General features: G+C 73.6%; 13 protein-coding genes and 1 pseudogene. 8 read left to right on the top strand and 6 right to left on the bottom strand.

From position 1 onward, the window contains the following. Positions 1 to 186 precede the first annotated feature (186 nt). Entirely contained in the window at positions 187 to 816 is a 630-nt protein-coding gene (locus O2V61_RS05200) for a neutral zinc metallopeptidase (RefSeq protein WP_269182254.1), read from the top strand. A 68-nt stretch (positions 817 to 884) separates the two neighbouring features. Here O2V61_RS05200 and O2V61_RS05195 read toward each other — a convergent pair whose 3' ends face one another. Then, positions 885 to 1,748: a siderophore-interacting protein gene (locus O2V61_RS05195; protein WP_269182253.1), complete on the bottom strand. Its 864-nt coding sequence runs from the start codon at positions 1,746 to 1,748 to the stop codon at positions 885 to 887. Positions 1,749 to 2,102: 354 nt separating this feature from the next. Between O2V61_RS05195 and O2V61_RS05190 the strand changes: the two genes are divergently transcribed. The 3 genes from O2V61_RS05190 to O2V61_RS05180 are packed head-to-tail and all read left to right on the top strand — an operon-like array spanning position 2,103 to position 4,262. After that, positions 2,103 to 2,912: a hypothetical protein gene (locus O2V61_RS05190; protein WP_269182252.1), complete on the top strand. Its 810-nt coding sequence runs from the start codon at positions 2,103 to 2,105 to the stop codon at positions 2,910 to 2,912. Next, positions 2,909 to 3,562 (top strand): phage holin family protein, encoded by a 654-nt coding sequence (locus O2V61_RS05185; RefSeq protein ID WP_269182251.1) that lies wholly within the window; start codon positions 2,909 to 2,911, stop codon positions 3,560 to 3,562. The genes O2V61_RS05190 and O2V61_RS05185 overlap by 4 nt, the downstream gene beginning before the upstream one ends. Before the next feature lie 34 nt (positions 3,563 to 3,596). Beyond that, positions 3,597 to 4,262: a DUF3618 domain-containing protein gene (locus O2V61_RS05180; protein ID WP_269182250.1), complete on the top strand. Its 666-nt coding sequence runs from the start codon at positions 3,597 to 3,599 to the stop codon at positions 4,260 to 4,262. Positions 4,263 to 4,568: 306 nt separating this feature from the next. Here O2V61_RS05180 and O2V61_RS05175 read toward each other — a convergent pair whose 3' ends face one another. Together O2V61_RS05175 and O2V61_RS05170 are read right to left on the bottom strand one after the other, a co-directional pair. Next, positions 4,569 to 5,747 (bottom strand): acyl-CoA dehydrogenase family protein, encoded by a 1,179-nt coding sequence (locus O2V61_RS05175; protein ID WP_269171208.1) that lies wholly within the window; start codon positions 5,745 to 5,747, stop codon positions 4,569 to 4,571. Positions 5,748 to 5,940: 193 nt separating this feature from the next. After that, positions 5,941 to 6,723 (bottom strand): isocitrate lyase/PEP mutase family protein, encoded by a 783-nt coding sequence (locus O2V61_RS05170; RefSeq protein WP_269182249.1) that lies wholly within the window; start codon positions 6,721 to 6,723, stop codon positions 5,941 to 5,943. A 111-nt stretch (positions 6,724 to 6,834) separates the two neighbouring features. Between O2V61_RS05170 and purT the strand changes: the two genes are divergently transcribed. Continuing rightward, on the top strand, positions 6,835 to 8,025 hold the full coding sequence (purT, locus tag O2V61_RS05165) for a formate-dependent phosphoribosylglycinamide formyltransferase (protein WP_269182248.1): 1,191 nt from the start codon (positions 6,835 to 6,837) through the stop codon (positions 8,023 to 8,025). A gap of 129 nt (positions 8,026 to 8,154) precedes the next feature. Continuing rightward, positions 8,155 to 9,363, top strand: a complete 1,209-nt coding sequence (locus tag O2V61_RS05160; RefSeq protein ID WP_269182247.1) for a DUF2786 domain-containing protein — start codon at positions 8,155 to 8,157, stop codon at positions 9,361 to 9,363. A gap of 124 nt (positions 9,364 to 9,487) precedes the next feature. On the opposite strand, the gene O2V61_RS05155 is transcribed toward O2V61_RS05160, so the two are convergent. Both O2V61_RS05155 and O2V61_RS05150 read right to left on the bottom strand, forming a co-directional pair. Further along, a complete protein-coding gene (locus tag O2V61_RS05155) occupies positions 9,488 to 9,631 on the bottom strand; it encodes a hypothetical protein (protein ID WP_269157432.1) in 144 nt (47 codons plus the stop codon). Between the two features lie 125 nt (positions 9,632 to 9,756). After that, positions 9,757 to 10,365 (bottom strand): TetR/AcrR family transcriptional regulator, encoded by a 609-nt coding sequence (locus O2V61_RS05150; RefSeq protein WP_269182246.1) that lies wholly within the window; start codon positions 10,363 to 10,365, stop codon positions 9,757 to 9,759. Between the two features lie 88 nt (positions 10,366 to 10,453). Between O2V61_RS05150 and O2V61_RS05145 the strand changes: the two are divergent. Then, positions 10,454 to 11,704: pseudogene (locus tag O2V61_RS05145) on the top strand (DHA2 family efflux MFS transporter permease subunit); the annotation flags it as partial. 281 nt (positions 11,705 to 11,985) lie between these two features. On the opposite strand, the gene O2V61_RS05140 reads toward O2V61_RS05145, so the two are convergent. Beyond that, positions 11,986 to 13,578, bottom strand: coding sequence for an APC family permease (locus tag O2V61_RS05140; protein ID WP_269182245.1), 1,593 nt, complete (start codon positions 13,576 to 13,578; stop codon positions 11,986 to 11,988). 203 nt (positions 13,579 to 13,781) lie between these two features. Between O2V61_RS05140 and O2V61_RS05135 the strand changes: the two genes are divergently transcribed. Then, on the top strand, positions 13,782 to 15,887 hold the full coding sequence (locus O2V61_RS05135; protein WP_269182244.1) for a SpoIIE family protein phosphatase: 2,106 nt from the start codon (positions 13,782 to 13,784) through the stop codon (positions 15,885 to 15,887). The last annotated feature ends 13 nt before the right edge of the window (positions 15,888 to 15,900 follow it).

Genomic DNA, 15,900 nt, shown 5'->3' with positions numbered 1-15,900 from the left:
GCGGCCGTAGCGGCCCGGGCAGAGTGCTCCGCGCAGTCCAGTGAGTCCATGGTCGAGGTGCGCGGCTCGGTCGAGGTCACCTCCACCCCGTCCACCGCCGACCAGGAGGTCCCCACCCGATGAGGTTCCGTGAGAACGCCCGGCTGGACACCTCGGGCGTGCAGGACCGCCGAGGGCGGGGAGGCGGTGGCCGACATCGAGTCGATCCAGGACCACTGGAGCGCCGTTCTCGGCCCCGACCACCGCCCGGCGGACACCGTGTTCTTCGCCGGCACCGTGCAGACCGGCTGCGGCGGGGCGACCAGCGGTGTGGGCCCGTTCTACTGCCCGGCCGCCGAGCAGGTCTACATCGACCTGAGCTGCTTCGACGACCTGCAGACCCGGTTCGGCGCCGAGGGCGGCGCGTTCGTCAACGCCTACGTGCTGGGCCACGAGTACGGCCACCACGTGCAGACCCTGCTGGGCACCAGCCGGCTGGTCACCCCTGGGGAGGCCCGGCCCACCAGCGGCACCGTGCGCCTGGAGCTGCAGGCCGACTGCTACGCCGGCACCTGGGCGTACGCCGCCGAGTCGGTGCCCGACGACTCCGGTGCACCGCTGATCGCGGAGATCACCGACGACGACATCGACCGCGCCCTGGACACCGCCGGGCGGATCGGCGACGACTTCATCCAGACCGAGCTCGGCGGCGGCACCGTCGACGAGGACGCGTTCACCCACGGCTCCTCGGAGCAGCGCCGTCAGTGGTTCAGCACCGGCTACGCCACCGGTGACCCGGCGCAGTGCGACACCTTCGGCACCGACGACCTCGGCTGAGGGGAGCGGCACCACGTCACCCGGGTCCAGCGGGACACCGCCGGCCACGGTCCGAGGTCGGACGCCGCTCAGCCGGCGGCGAGCGCCTGTTCGGCCGCCTCGACCTCGGCGTTCCACTCCGGCTTCTCCGCCTGCCAGCGGTCCTCGGTGCGCCCCTGCCGCCAGTAGCCGGAGATCGAGGTGAACGCCGGGTCGAGCCCGCGCTCGGTGCGCAGGTGCAGCCGCAGCTCCTTCACCAGGCCCGCCTCCCCGTGCACGAACACGTGCCCCGTGCCGGCCGGCAGCTGAACCGCCTTCACCGCGGTCACCAGGGCCTCCCCCGGAGCGCCGTCCCCACGGTGCACCCAGACGACGGTGACCGCGTCGTCCAGCGGGAGGTCCGACTGCTGCTCGGCCGGGCCCTCGACCTCCACGAAGACGAAGGAGGGCACGCCGGCGGGCAGCCGGGGCAGGGCGGCGCCGATCGCCGGCAGCGCGCTCTCGTCACCGACCAGCAGGTGCCAGTCGGCGTCCGGGCTCGGGGTGTACGCACCGCCGGGGCCGGACAGCTGGATCCGGTCGCCGGGCCGCGCGTTCGCCGCCCACGGCCCGGCCAGGCCGGTGTCACCGTGGTGCACGAAGTCGATCGTCAGCTCGCCCGCGGCCGCGTCCCAGACCCGCACGGTGTAGGTGCGGGTGACCGGCCACAGCTCGGCCGGCAGCTCGGCGCGGACCTGGTCGGGGTCGAACGGGACGCCGTAGGGGGCCCCGGCCGGGGGGAAGAGCAGCTTCACGTAGTGGTCGGTGAACTCGTCGGCCGCGAAGCCGGCCAGGCCCTCGCCGCCCAGGACGACCCGGATCATGTGCGGGGTGACACGGGAGGTGCGCAGCACCTCGCCCACCCGGGCCACGCGGGTGCGGCGCACCCGGTCGCTCTTCGTCGGACTGGCCACGACGGCCTCCTCGGGGTCAGGGAAGGCTTGCCTTGCCTTCGCCCGGGTGACCCTACGCGGCGACACCGACAGCGCTCAGGCCCCGTCCGCGGACCGGCGAATTCCGGAAATGGCCGTTTGTGCTGCTGACTCCCGGGGGTAACAGCTGTCCAGCGGAACGGCGTCCCACCGAGGCCACGGTGGGGCCCCCCGATGTTCTCTCGACCCGGGCACGCACGTGCCCACACGCCGCCCCGCCAGCGAGCATGCCACCCGACCTCCTGGGTCGGCGCTGGAGCGGGTGTGGTCGACGGGCATGGACGCCCAGGGTTCGACGACAGACCACGTACATCCCATGCAGGACGAGGAGGAACGATGACCCACTCCATCGACACACCGAGGCAGCCCGCCACGAGTGGCACGCCGGGGACATCCGGCGAGTCGAAGACGTCCGACGTCGCGAAGGACCAGGCCCGCGACGTGGGGCACACCGCACAGCAGGCCGGCAGCCAGGTCGCCGGGACCGCAGCCGACCAGGCCAAGCAGGTCACCCAGGAGACCAAGCGCCAGGCGCAGGACCTCGTGCAGCAGGGCCGGTCGCAGCTCCAGGAGCAGGTCCGGGGCGGTCAGCAGAAGGCCGGCCAGGGGCTGAGCGACATCGCCCAGCAGCTGCGCACCATGGTCGACGGCAGCGACCAGACCCCCTCCGGCCCGGCTGCCGACCTGGTCCGCCAGGCCGGGGACAAGGTCGAGGAGCTCGCGGGCTGGCTGCAGGACCGTGAGCCCGGCGACCTGGTCGACGAGGTCCGCCGGTTCGCCCGCCGCAAGCCGGGTGCCTTCATGCTCGGTGCAGCCGTGGCCGGCATCGTCGCGGGTCGGCTGACCACCGGTGTGGTCGCCGCGCACAAGGACGAGAACTCCTCGGGCAACGGTGGCCAGCAGCGCACCGGCACGGCCTCGCCGTACGCCACGGACACGTACTCCCCCGACGCCTACGCGACCGAGACCGCCGGCACGAACTACGTCGCCGACACCCCGGCCGCCGGCTACGCGAGCACCGGCACCACCGGGACGGTCCCCCCGCCGCCGTACGGCACGGTGCCCCCGGAGGACGCCAGCGTGCCCCCGACCACCGCAGCCGGCTGGGACGACCCGGCTCGCACCCCGGGCGAGGGTCGTCGATGAGCAACCCGACCGGTCAGGGGGCCCAGCCGTACGGCCAGCCCGGGACCGGGTACGCACAGAGCGGCGCGACCGGCTACGCCGCCCCGCCGAGCCCCGATGACCACGGTGCACAGCACGTCGGGAACACGGCCCAGCCGATGACCGACGAAGGCCACCCCGCGATCGAGGACATCTCGGTCGGCCAGCTGCTCGGCGAGGTGAGCAAGGACCTCTCGACGCTGATGCGCCAGGAGCTCGAGCTCGCCAAGGCCGAGCTCCGGGCCGAGGCGAACCGCGCCACCGCCATCGCCAAGGAAGAGGCCAACAAGGCCAGCGCGATCGCCAAGGAAGAGGCGGCCAAGGCCGGCAAGGGCGCCGGGATGCTCGGCGGCGCCGGTTTCGCCGGCTACATGGTCGCGCTGTTCCTGAGCTTCGCGCTCTGGTGGGGCCTGGAGAACTTCATGGATGCCGGTCTCGCCGCCCTGATCGTCGGTGTGCTCTGGGCGATCGTCGGCGCGGTCCTCTACTCGGTGGGCCGCAAGAAGCTCAAGCAGGTCGACCCCAAGCGGCTCAAGCAGGTGGACTTCAGCCGGCTGAAGGAGGTCAACCCGAAGCCCGAGCAGACGGTCGACACGCTCCAGCAGGTGCCCAGCGCGCTCAAGCCCCACTGACCTCCTCCACAGCTACTCCCCCAAGGAGAACGACATGACCAGCAGTGACCCGGATGTGATCCGGCGCGAGATCGAGGACACCCGCGCCAACCTCAGCTACGACGTGGACGCGCTCAACGAGAAGGTCAACCCGACGCGGGTGATGGACCGCCGCGTCGGCAAGGCCAAGAGCGGCATGTCCGGCCTCAAGGACAAGGTCTTCGGGGCCGCGCACGACACCCGCGACCAGGTGGGCAACCGCGCCTCCCACGCCCAGGGCCAGGCCCAGGGCGCGGCGCACAACGCCGCCGGCAGCGTGCAGGGTGCCGCGCACAACGCGAAGGACGCCGTCCAGCAGGCGCCCGACACGCTGCAGCGCCAGGCGCAGGGCAACCCGCTCGCCGCTGGCCTCATCGCCTTCGGTGTGGGCTGGCTGGTCTCCTCGCTCCTGCCGACCAGCGAGAAGGAGAAGCAGCTGGCCTCGCAGGCGGAGACCGCGTTCAACGAGAACAAGCAGCCGCTCGTCGACCAGGCGAAGAACGTCGCGCAGGAGATGGGCGACAACCTGAAGCCGGCCGCGCAGGACGCCATGGAGTCGGTCAAGTCGACCGCTCAGGACGGCGTCGAGACGGTCAAGTCCGAGGGCCAGTCCGCTGCTTCGGACGTCCAGGGCAAGACGAAGGACTCCAAGCAGACGGTCCAGGGGCACGCCTCCTCCTGACCACGGCGACTCCCCGACGGGCCCCGGTGCAACTGCACCGGGGCCCGTCGTGCGTCTCCGTCCGCCCCACGGGGGCGGACGCCTCCCGGTCGGGTCTGACCTCAGGGACCACGACGACAACGAGGCCCGGTCCCCCTCGGGGGCCGGGCCTCGTCGTCGGATGCAGCTGTCGTTCCCAGGACCGAGTCTGGCCCTGGCCCTTCCGTCCGGAGAGCCACAGGGGCGCCCCACCTGGTGATCGTCGTCAGCTGGGCGGTCCTGCACCCCTGACCGGGCCCACCGCCCCGGAGGGGTGAGCCGCAGGGCTCACACGAAGGCGCTCATCCCGGTGATCGAGCGGCCGACGATGAGGGTGTTCATCTCACGGGTGCCCTCGTAGGAGTAGAGGGCCTCGGCGTCGGCGAAGTACCGGATGACGTCGTTCTCCAGCACGATCCCGTTCCCGCCGAACAGCTCGCGGGCCCAGGCGACGGTCTCCCGGCCGCGGCTGGTGACGTAGCTCTTGGCCAGCGCTGCCTGGTCGTCGCGCAGGTCGTCGGTCTCCTGCAGCTGGGACAGCCGGACGGTCATCCCGAGGCTGGCGGTGACGTTGCCCAGCATCCGGGCGAGGAGGTCCTGGATCAGCTGGAAGGAACCGATCGCCTTGCCGAACTGGTGGCGTTCCTTGGCGTAGGCCACGGCCACCTCGTAGGCGCCCAGCTGGCAGCCGACGCCGCTCCAGGCCACCCCGCCCCGGGTCACCTTGAGCACCTTGTTGACGTCCTTGAAGGTGTTGCCGTCCTCGAGCTTGTTCTCCGCGGGGATGCGGCAGTCGGTGAAGGTCAGATCGGCGTTCTGCACCGTGCGCAGCGCGAACTTGTCCTCGATCTTCGTGGCGGTGAAGCCGGGGGTGCCCTTCTCCACGACGAAGGTCTTCACCTGGTCGTCGGCCTCGTCCCGGGCGAAGACCACCACGACGTCGGCGAAGGTGCCGTTGCCGATCCAGCGCTTGGCGCCGTTGAGCACCCAGGAGTCGCCGTCCCGCCGGGCGGTGGTGCGCATGCCGCGGGCGACGTCGGAACCGCCCTCCGGCTCGGTCAGCCCGAAGGCGCCGATCGTCTGCATCTGCATCATCGACGGGATCCAGCGCTGCCGCTGCTCCTCCGAGCCGAGGATCATGATCGAGCCCATCGCCAGGCCGTTGTGCACACCCAGGAAGGTGGCCATCGACGGGTCGACCCGGGACAGCTCCATCGCCTGGAAGCCGGTGTACAGCCGGGAGGCGCGCGGGCGGCCCTCCCAGTCGTAGGAGCGGCCCACGATGTCGGCCTCGGCGAACTTCGGGATGAGGTCGTGCGGGAACTCGGCGGAGGCCCAGGCGGCGTTGACGCGCGGCTTGATCTCCGACTCGAGGAACTCGCGCAGCGCGAGCAGTTCCTTCTGCTCGTCATCGGACAGCAGTGTCTGGAAACCGAAGAAGTCGGCAGGCAGGAGCAGATCGGTCATGGCGGCGGTGCCTTCTCTCTCGTCGTCGTCGACGTCCTCCCCCGATGCTCCGCCCGAACTCCCACCCCAGCCACCGAGCGTGTCCCAGCTCACCCCCGGTCGTGCCCGCCGAGTGACAGCTGAGCGGGGATCCGCGGACCGGGAAGCCCGCTCAGCTGTCACTCGAGGGCGCTGCCGCAGCGCGCGCGGCGGGTCAGGTGAGGGGGCGGGTGGTGGGCGGGAGGGTGCCGCCGGCGACGAGTTCGACGACCGCGTCCTGCAGCGCGGTCAGCGCCACTCGCTGGGTGAACGGACCCGTGGAGACCCGGGCAACACCCAGGTCGGCCAGCTCGTGGCCCGACGGCGAGACCCCGGGGACGCTCATCAGCGAGACCCGCCTACAGCCCAGCCCGTCGACCAGCGCCACGATCTCCTCCCGGTCCACCGCACCGGGCACGAAGACGACGGGAGCGCCGGCCGCCAGGTAGGCCTGCCCGCGGCGCACCGCCTCGCCGACCAGCGCGCCCCGGTCGGCGGCGGGGTCGGCGAGCAGGAAGACGTCGGTGCGGGCGTTGAGCACGAAGTCGATGCCGGCGTCCCGGCCGGCGCGCAGCACCGCCTCGACGGCGGCGACCGCGTCGTCCAGCGGCCGCAGCTGGTCCTCCAGGTTCCCGCCGACGACGCCGACCCCGATCGCCCGGCGGGTGGTCTCCCCCGGATCGCCGTAGCCGGCCTCCATGTCCATCGACACCGGCAGGTCCACGGCGCGGGCGATGCGGGCGACCATGTCCAGGTGCACGTCGAGCGGGAGCTGTTCGCCGTCCTCGTGGCCGAAGGTGGCGGCGATCGAGTGGCTCGCCGTGGCCAGCGCCCGGACGCCGGGGGTGCCGGCCAGCACGGTCGCCGAGACGACGTCCCAGACGTTGGCGAGCACGAGCAGCTCCGGTGCGGTGTGCAGGTCGAGCAGGGTGCGGGCGCGGGCGGCGAGGTCGGTCACGGGAGCAACGTAGCCACGTCCCGGAGCGCTGACCGGCGGCTTCCGGCCCTGGCAGTGGCCGGTCCGCCGTCCGGCCCCGATCCGCTGCCGGGCGCTCTCTAGCCTGTCCGCATGGTCTCCCTGGGCACTCCGCTGTCTCCCTCGGCCACCCGCGTGCTGCTGCTGGGCAGCGGCGAACTGGCCAAGGAGGTGCTGATCGCCCTGCAGCGCCTCGGGGTGGAGACCATCGCCGCCGACCGGTACGACGACGCCCCCGGCCACCAGGTCGCCCACCACGCCCGGACGCTGACGATGAGCGACCCGGCGCAGCTGCGGGCACTGATCGAGGCCGAGCGGCCCGACGTCGTCGTCCCGGAGATCGAGGCGATCGCGACCCAGACGCTGGTCGAGCTGGAGGCCGAGGGGGTGCGCGTCGTCCCGACCGCGCGGGCCGCCCGGCTGACCATGGACCGCGAGGGCATCCGCCGGCTCGCGGCCGAGGACCTCGGCCTGCCCACCAGCGCCTACCGGTTCTGCGACTCGCTGGAGGAGCTCCGGGCGGCGACCGACGAGGTCGGCTTCCCGTGCGTGGTGAAGCCGGTGATGTCCTCCTCCGGCAAGGGGCAGAGCAAGCTCGACGGCCCGGCCGACGTCGACGGTGCCTGGGCGTACGCGATGGCCGGCGGCCGGGTCGCCGGCACCCGGGTGATCGTCGAGGGGTTCGTCGACTTCGACTACGAGATCACCCTGCTGACCGTGCGCTCGCTGCGGAACGGGCAGACCGTCACGAGCTTCTGTGCCCCGATCGGGCACCGCCAGGACGCCGGCGACTACGTGGAGAGCTGGCAGCCGCAGCCGATGTCGGCCGTGGCGCTGGACCGCGCGCAGGCGATCTCGGCAGCGGTGACCGCCGAGCTGGGCGGGCTGGGCGTCTTCGGCGTCGAGCTCTTCGTCCGCGGGGACGACGTGTGGTTCTCCGAGGTGAGCCCGCGGCCGCACGACACCGGCATGGTGACGATGACGACGCAGTGGCAGAACGAGTTCGAGCTGCACGCCCGCGCCCTGCTGGGCCTGCCGGTGGACACCGCGCTGCGCAACCCGGGCGCCTCGGCGGTCGTCTACGGCGGGGTCGAGGCCACCGGGATCACCTTCGACGGGGTCGACGAGGCGTTGGCGCTGCCCGGGGTCGAGCTGCGGCTGTTCGGCAAGCCGGAGAGCTTCACCCGGCGGCGGATGGGCGTGGCGCTGGCCCGTGCCGAGGACGTCGACACCGCCCGGGCCACCGCCCGTGAGGCGGCCTCGCGGGTGCACCCCCGCGCCTGAGCCGCCCGCCGGCGTCCACAACGGGAGGCCGGGTCCACAGCTGCCCGGGCACCGGCCGGGGCGGCTGAGGGTGGCCGCACCCTGGTCGGGGGCACCCAGGCCCCCGCACGTACGAGGAGAGGACCGCCGATGACCGCCGACGAGGTGCTGATGCTGCTGCAGGCCGGCGGCCGGCTGGCCGCCGAGCCCGGGGTGCAGGCCGCCGAGCTGGACCCGGTGGTGGCGCGGCTGGTCCGTCGGGACACCGGCGTGGACAGCGACGGCCGGGCACAGCAGGTGCTCACCGAGGCGCTGCCCCGGCTGTGGGAGGGCGGCTGGCAGCCGGCCGACGTCGTCCACGTCGCGCGCCGGCGGGTCAGCCAGCGCGGCGGCCGGCTGGTGGCCGCGGTGGTCGCCGCGGAGGCCGGAGCAGGGGCCGGCGCGCCGCCGGAGGCGTGGGCTGCCCAGCTGGCAGCGCTGCCCACCGGGCACCGGTCGGTCACCGAGTGGTGGCGGGGCGAACGGATCGAGCCGGCCGCCGCCTGGCGCGACGTGCTGCGGGTGATCGGGCTGTTCCGCGCACTGCCGCGGCTGGAGCAGCTGCTCCCCCCACCCAGCGGCTGGTCCGCTGCGCTGTGGCCGGTCGAGGCGTCGGGCAGCGGGACCGACGGCAAGGTGCTGCACCGGATCCGGTCGCTGCTGGCCAAGGCCGAGTCCACCGAGTTCGCCGAGGAGGCCGAGGCGCTCACCGCCAAGGCGCAGTCGCTGATGGCCCGGCACGCCATCGACACGGCGGTGCTGGCCCAGCGGAGGGACGGCGCTTCGGCCGGCGTGGTCGCCCGGCGGCTGCACCTGGACGACCCGCACACCGAGGCGAAGGCGGCCGTCGTGCAGGCCGTCGGCACCGCGAACGGGGTCCGCGTGGTGCTGCTCCCCACCTTCGGCATCGCCACCCTGGTGGGCTTCCGGGACGACGTCGACCTGGTGGAGCTGCTGGTCACCTCACTGCTGCTGCAAGCGGCCCGAGCGCTGGCCGACGCGGCGCACAGCGGCGGGGCCCGCGCGCGGTCGACGCCGTTCCGCCGCGGCTTCCTCTACTCCTTCGCCCAGCGGCTCGAGGAGCGGCTCACCCAGGCGCGCGAGCAGGCGACCGCCGAGGCCCGGGCCGACTACGGCGCCGAGCTGGCGCCGGTGCTGGCCGCGCGGTCGGCCGAGGTCGACCGCGCGGTCGAGGAGCTCTTCCCGTCGCTGCGCCGCCGCGGCGGGAGCACGGTCGACCCGGCCGGCTGGCACGCCGGGCGGCGTGCCGCCGACCAGGCGGATCTCGGGTCCGACCGCCGCGCCCTGCCGAGCAGGTGAGGCCCTGGAACGGCCCCCTTCCAGGGCCCCGCCCCGAGCGTGCGAGGGGTGGGGAGGAAGGTCAGGCCTGCCTGCAGGGGCCCGCCGCGAGCGTGCGAGCGGTGAGGGGCAGGGAGGTCCTTTGTCAGATCAGGACGTCGAAGCTCGCACCGAGGTCGCGCAGCAGCATCGCCTGCGCGGTCAGGTCGGTGGCCGTGGTGAGCCAGCCGGCCACGAACATCAGCGAGTCCGCCGGGGTGTCGTCCAGCGACGCCGTCGCCGCTGCCATCCCTGCCTGAGCCACTGCACTGCACGCCAGAGTCATCATGACCGGCCCCTTTCGTCTCTGCTGGTGTCGGCAGTGACGGCGGGGCGCTGGAGCGTCGTCGCGGCGAACGGTGCGCCGGCTCACCCTCAGGGGTGTGGTCGGCGGAGCCCGTCGACGATGAGCTGCAGCAGCGACTCGTAGGTGACCGCGGGGTCGGGGGTGAGCACCGCACCACCGAGTTCCAGGCTCACCGCCCCGTGCACCGAGCTCCAGATCAGCTGAGCGGTCTCGGTCGGGTCCTCCTCGCGCAGCGCGCCGCGGGCCATCGCGTACCGCACGTGGTCGACCAGCGCCTCGAAGGCGGCGGCGGCGTGCGCGACCAGCTCGTCGGCGCCCTCGGTGAGCAGCGGCCGCCCGCCGAACATCGCCCCGTAGTGCTGCGGCTGGGCCAGCGCGAACCGCCGGTAGTTGCGACCGCTGGCCAGCAGCCGGGCGATCGGGTCGGGGTCGGGGTCGGCGGTGACCGCGGCGCGCAGCCCGTCGAAGCCGCGGACCAGCACGGCGGCGATCAACCCGTCCTTGCTGCCGAAGCGGTTGTAGACGCCCATCGGCGCCACGCCGGCCTCGGTGGCGACGGCCCGCACGGTCACCGCGCCCAGCCCGTCCCGGACCAGCACCCGCTCGGCCGCGTCGACCAGCGCCTGCTCGACCGCGCGGCTGGGGGTGCGCCCCGCGCCGGCCCTGACATCTGTCACGACCTCATCCTCCTGCACGGATCCGCTTGCCTGTTGTAGTACGCCGTCCTACTGTTCTGGCACGTTGTTCTACAGACCGGAGACCGCGATGACCACTCCCCCGACCGCCCTGGCCACCCGTCGGTGGTGGGTGCTCGCCGTGCTCTGCCTGTCCGTGCTGCTGGTCAGCATCGACAACACGATCGTCAACGTCGCGCTGCCGACCATCAGCCGCGAGCTGTCGGCCAGCACCCGCGACCTGCAGTGGGTGGTCGACGGCTACACGCTGGCCTTCGCCGCGCTGCTGCTGCTCGGCGGCGCGCTCGGTGACCGGTTCGGCCGGCGGCGGGTGCTCCAGGCCGGGCTGGTCGCCTTCGCCCTGACCTCGGCGCTGGCTTCCGCGGCCACCAGCACCGACCAGCTCATCGCCGGCCGGGCCGCGATGGGCGTGGCCGCCGCGGCGATCTACCCGGCCACCCTCGCCCTGCTGATCACCACGTTCACCGACCGCCGGGAACGGGCCACGGCACTGGGCGTCTGGTCCGCGGTCACCGGCCTGTCGGTGGCCATCGGCCCGGTCACCGGCGGCCTGCTGCTGGAGCACTTCTCCTGGGGCGCGGTCTTCCTGGTCAACCTGCCGATCGCGGCGGTCGCCCTGGTGGCCGGCCGGCTGGTGGTCCCCGAGTCGCGCGCGGCCCGGGCACACCGCTTCGACCTGGTGGGCGCCGCCGCCTCGGTGCTCGCCATCGGCCTGCTGGTCCGGACGACGATCGAGGCGCCCGGGCACGGCTGGGGCTCGGCGACCACGCTGGGCGGCTACGCGGTCGCGGCGCTGGCGCTCGCCGGCTTCGTCGTCCACGAGCTGCGCACCGCCGAGCCGTTGCTCGACGTCCGGCTGTTCCGCGACCCGCGGGTGTCGGTCGGCAGCGGCGCGATCGCGCTGGCCTTCTTCAGCCTGTTCGGGTTCATCTTCATGATCACCCAGTACTTCCAGTCGGTCCGCGGGTACGACACCCTCGCCGCCGGCGTGGCCACCCTCCCCTTCGCCACCGTCATCGGCGTCACCGCGCCGCTGGCGATCGTCGCGATGCGGGCGGTGGGGACGAAGCTCGTGGTCGCCGCCGGGCTGCTGACCATGGCCGCCGGGTTCGCCGTCGCCGCCGGCACCACCCTGGAGTCCGACTACTGGGGCCGGATCGTGCTCGCGATGGTGCTCATGGCGGCCGGGTTGGGGCTGGTCACCAGCCCGGCGACCGAGGCGGTGATGGGCGCACTGCGCGGCGACCAGGCCGGGGCCGGCTCCGCGGTCAACGACACGGTGCGCGAGGTCGGCGGCACCCTCGGCGTCGCCGTCGTGGGCTCGACGCTGAGCACGGTCTACGGCCCGGCCGTGGTCGACGGGCTCACCGCGGCCGGCGCGCCGGCGGGGGTGGCCGAGAGCGCGACGGACTCCGTCTTCGCCGGGCTGGCCGTGGCCGGGCAGCTGCCGGGCGGCGCGACGACGGCGGTCCAGCAGGCCTTCCTGGACGGCGTCGTCGCCGGGTCGTGGGTGTGCGCCGCGGCCAGCGCGGTCGGGGCGGCCGTCGTCCTGGCGTTCCTGCCGGCCCAGCACCGGCTCCCCGAGCCGGTGTCCGCTCCGGATCACCGCCCGGGTGCGGACGGCCGGTCGTCGGGGTCGGCCGGTGCCACGATCGCGACGCCGTCCTCGAGCACCAGGTCAGCGGCGTCGTCGGGCATCGTCTCGCCGCGGAAGAACGCCGGCGCCACCCGGCTGTAGACCACCATCAGCAGCAGCCCCAGCACCAGCGCACCGATGCCCACCACGAACACCCCGCCGACGCCGCCGATCACCGTCTCGCCGTAGCCCGGGTCGGCGTACGCGACACAGGCCAGCACGAAGACGGAGAGCATGAACACCCCGCCCAGCAGCGGCAGGACCAGCCGCATCAGGGCGTCCCGCGGCCCGCGCAGCGCCCGGCGGAACTGCCAGGCGCAGGCGAAGCCGGTGAGCCCGTAGTAGAAGGCGATCAGCATGCCGGTGGCCGTGATCGAGTCGAGCAGCACGTTCTCGCTGACGATCGTCAGGCCGACGTAGAAGGCGATCGAGACGATCCCCATCCACATCGTGGACACCGTGGGCGTGAGGTACCGCGGGTGGATCCGGGCGAAGGACTTCGGCAGTGCGCCGTAGGCGGCCATCGCCAGGGTGCCGCGCGCGGTGGGCAGGATCGTGGTCTGGGTGCAGGCCGCGGCCGAGGTGAGCACCGAGATGATCAGCAGCGCCTCGAAGGCCCGCCCGAGGACGTCGTCCCCGAAGACCGTCGCGCCGAGGGCGGCGAACACGTCCTCGGCGTTGGCCTCGTTGCCGAGCCCGATGCCCTCGGTGCCGACGCCGGCGAAGGCCACCGTCGCGACGGAGACCACGGTGTAGATGCCGACCAGCAGCACCGTGGAGATGAGCGCGGCCCGCCCGGGCGACCGGGTCGGGTCGGCGGTCTCCTCGTTCACCGCGACGGCGGAGTCCCAGCCCCAGTAGATGAAGATCGCCAGCAGCACCGCCTCGGTGAGCGCCGGCCAGCCGATCCCGGCCGGCCACAGCCAGGACGGCGACGGGGTGAGCGAGCCCTCCGGCGCCGTCCCCGCGTACACCTTGACCAGGGCGTACACCGCGAAGGCCAGCAGCACGACGCCCTCGACGGACAGCAGCACCCGCTGCAGCCGCGCGGTCGGCTCGATGCCGCGGTAGCAGACCCAGGTCATGACCGCGATCCACCCGACGCCGGCGAGCGTCGTCCAGAAGGCGCTCTCCGCCAGCCCGTCGAGCCCGAGCAGCCGGTAGCCGTAGGAGCCGGCGATCTGCGCGAGGTTGGCCATCACGATGACGTCGGCGGCGATGATCCCCCAGCCGCCCATCCACCCGGTCCGCGGCCCGAAGGCCCGGGCGGCCCAGGTGAACGTCGTCCCGCAGTCGGGCTCGCGCTTGTTCAGCTCCGAGTAGGCGACCGCGACCAGCCACATCGGCACGAAGGCCAGCAGCATGATCGCCGGGGCCTGCACCCCCACCGCGATGACGACGAAGCCCAGCGTCGCGGCCAGCGCGTAGGCCGGGGCGGTCGAGGAGACGGCCAGGACGATCGAGGAGGCCAGGCCGAGGGCACCGGTCTTGAGGCCCTTGTCGACGGCGGCGCCCTCGACGCGGGGTGGCGCGGACGGCGCCGGGGACGAACTGCTCATGCCGGAGCCGTGCGGATGTCCATGTCAGGTGTTATCGCACAATCGCCCGCCGGCCCGGACACCGGTGCCCCGGCGGCCGATGGCCGGCGCGTGATCTTCGTCGACACACTTGACTCGACCATGTCGCGCGTGACATGACTCCCGCAGCTCAGCAGCGAGCGACGAAGATCCCGACCCGGGTGTCGGGCGACCAGGTGAAGTGGGTGGCAGTGGCAGAGCCCACGCACGTCGGCGGCCTCCAGGATGACGCCGCAGGCGATCGGCTGCGGGCGCGACTGGCGATCGACGCCGCGCGGATCGGGACGTTCGACTGGGACCTGCGCAGCGGCCGGCTCCTCTGGGACGACCGGCTGGTCGAGATGTTCGGCTACGACCGGACGACCTTCGAGCAGAGCATCGAGGCGTTCAACGCCCGCCTGCACCCCGACGACCTGCCCCGGGTGGGCGATGCGCTGCAGGACGCCATCGACACGTGCGGGGAGTTCGAGGCCGAGTACCGGATCGTCCTGCCCGGCGGGCACACCCGGTGGGTGTCGGCCCGTGGCCGGGCGCTCGGCGGCGGCCCCGACGGGACCTCGGCCCGGTTGATCGGGGTGGCCCACGACGCGACGACCGAGGTCGCCGCGGAGGCGCGGGTGGTGCGCCTCCTGGAGGCGATGCCGGCCGGCTTCTACTCCCTGGACGCCGACTGGCGCTTCGTCCACGTCAACGCCGAGGCCGAGCGGCTGCTCGGGCAGAGCCGTGACGACCTGCTGGGCCGGGTCATCTGGGAGGCCTTCCCTGCCGCGGTCGGCAGCCTCTTCGAGGAGAACTACCGCCGGGCCGTCGCCACCGGCGAACCGATCGCGTTCGACGCGTACTACCCCGCCCCGCTGAACGGCTGGTACGAGGTGCGCGCCTGGCCGACGCCCGAGGGGTTGTCGGTCTACGCCATCGAGGTCACCGCACGCCGGCAGGCGCAAGAGCAGGCCGAGCGGTCCGCCCGCCGGCTGGCGCTGCTGGCGCAGGTCAGCGCCGAGCTCGCCGGCGCCCTGGACGTGCAGTCGGCCACCGCCCGGCTGCCCCGGCTGGTCGTCCCGGCGCTGGCCGACTGGTGCATCGTCACGGTCATCGACGCCCACGGCCATCCGCGCGACGTCGGCAGCTGGCACGTCGACCCCGCGAGCCGGTCGGTGCTGGAGCGGTACGCCGAGGTGCGGCTGGACGCCATGCCGATCGCCGCGCCGGTGGGCCGCGCACTGCACGCCGCCGAAGCCGTGTCCTTCGCCGGTGCCGAGGTGCTCGAGCTGCTGCCGCCCGGGCAGGCCCGGGACCTGCTGACCGTGCTGGCGCCCCGGGCCGAGGTGGCCATCCCGCTCCGGGCGCGCGGCCGCACGCTCGGGCTCCTGACCCTGGCCTACGCCGACGGGCACACCGCCACCGACGCCGACGTCGCGGTGGCCCAGGACGTCGCCGACCGGGCGGGGCTGGCGCTGGACAACGCCCGGCTCTTCGCCCAGCAGCAGCAGATGGCCGAGGTGCTGCAGCGCAGCCTGCTCACCGAGCCGCCGGAGCCCGACCACGCCGAGATCGCGGTGCGCTACCTGCCCGCGGCCGAGGCGGCCCGGGTGGGCGGGGACTGGTACGACGCCTTCCTGCAGCCCAACGGCTCGACGATGCTCGTCATCGGGGACGTCGTCGGGCACGACACCGCTGCGGCGGCGGCCATGGGCCAGGTGCGCAGCCTGCTGCGCGGCATCGCCGCCTACAGCGACGCCGGCCCGGTGGAGGTGCTGCGCGGGCTGGACTCGGCGATGGCCCTGCTGCAGCTGGACACCCTGGCCACCGCTGCGGTGGCCCGGTTCGAGCAGACCGACGACGAGCGGGTGCGCGGGGTGACCCGGATGGTGTGGGCCAACGCCGGGCACCTGCCGCCGCTGGCGCTGCACCCCGACGGCAGCGTCGCGGTGCTCGCCGACTGGAAGGCCGACCTGCTGCTCGGCGTCGACGCCACGGTCCAGCGCACCGAGTCGGTGGTCACCCTGGACCGCGGGTCGACGGTGCTGCTCTACACCGACGGGCTGATCGAACGCCGGGACGCCGACCTGGACACCGGGCTGGCGCGGCTCCGGACGCACCTGGCCGAGCTGGCCGACCTCCCGCTGGCCGACCTGCTGGACCAGCTGATCGAGCGGCTGGTCGACGGGGAGCCCGAGGACGACGTCGCCCTGGTCGCCGTGCGCCTGCACCCGCAGGACCGCCCGCGCCCGGTGGAGGCCGGACCCACGCGGGTGCCCGACGTCGTCCCGGAGGACCCGGCGAGCCGATGAGGGGGTCGTCCAG

It is taken from the genome of Modestobacter sp. VKM Ac-2985 (assembly GCF_026967925.1).
GTDB lineage: Bacteria > Actinomycetota > Actinomycetes > Mycobacteriales > Geodermatophilaceae > Modestobacter.
The sequence above is the reverse complement of the archived record's forward strand: the minus strand, read 5'-3'. Positions and strand labels throughout refer to the sequence as shown.

Coding starts and splice junctions, on each gene's coding strand:
- O2V61_RS05190 (WP_269182252.1), top strand. CDS start 2,103: ATGACCCACTCCATCGACACACCGAGGCAGCCCGCCACGAGTGGCACG.
- O2V61_RS05185 (WP_269182251.1), top strand. CDS start 2,909: ATGAGCAACCCGACCGGTCAGGGGGCCCAGCCGTACGGCCAGCCCGGG.
- O2V61_RS05180 (WP_269182250.1), top strand. CDS start 3,597: ATGACCAGCAGTGACCCGGATGTGATCCGGCGCGAGATCGAGGACACC.
- O2V61_RS05175 (WP_269171208.1), bottom strand. CDS start 5,747: ATGACCGATCTGCTCCTGCCTGCCGACTTCTTCGGTTTCCAGACACTG.
- purT (WP_269182248.1), top strand. CDS start 6,835: ATGGTCTCCCTGGGCACTCCGCTGTCTCCCTCGGCCACCCGCGTGCTG.
- O2V61_RS05160 (WP_269182247.1), top strand. CDS start 8,155: ATGACCGCCGACGAGGTGCTGATGCTGCTGCAGGCCGGCGGCCGGCTG.
- O2V61_RS05155 (WP_269157432.1), bottom strand. CDS start 9,631: ATGGCAGCGGCGACGGCGTCGCTGGACGACACCCCGGCGGACTCGCTG.
- O2V61_RS05140 (WP_269182245.1), bottom strand. CDS start 13,578: ATGAGCAGTTCGTCCCCGGCGCCGTCCGCGCCACCCCGCGTCGAGGGC.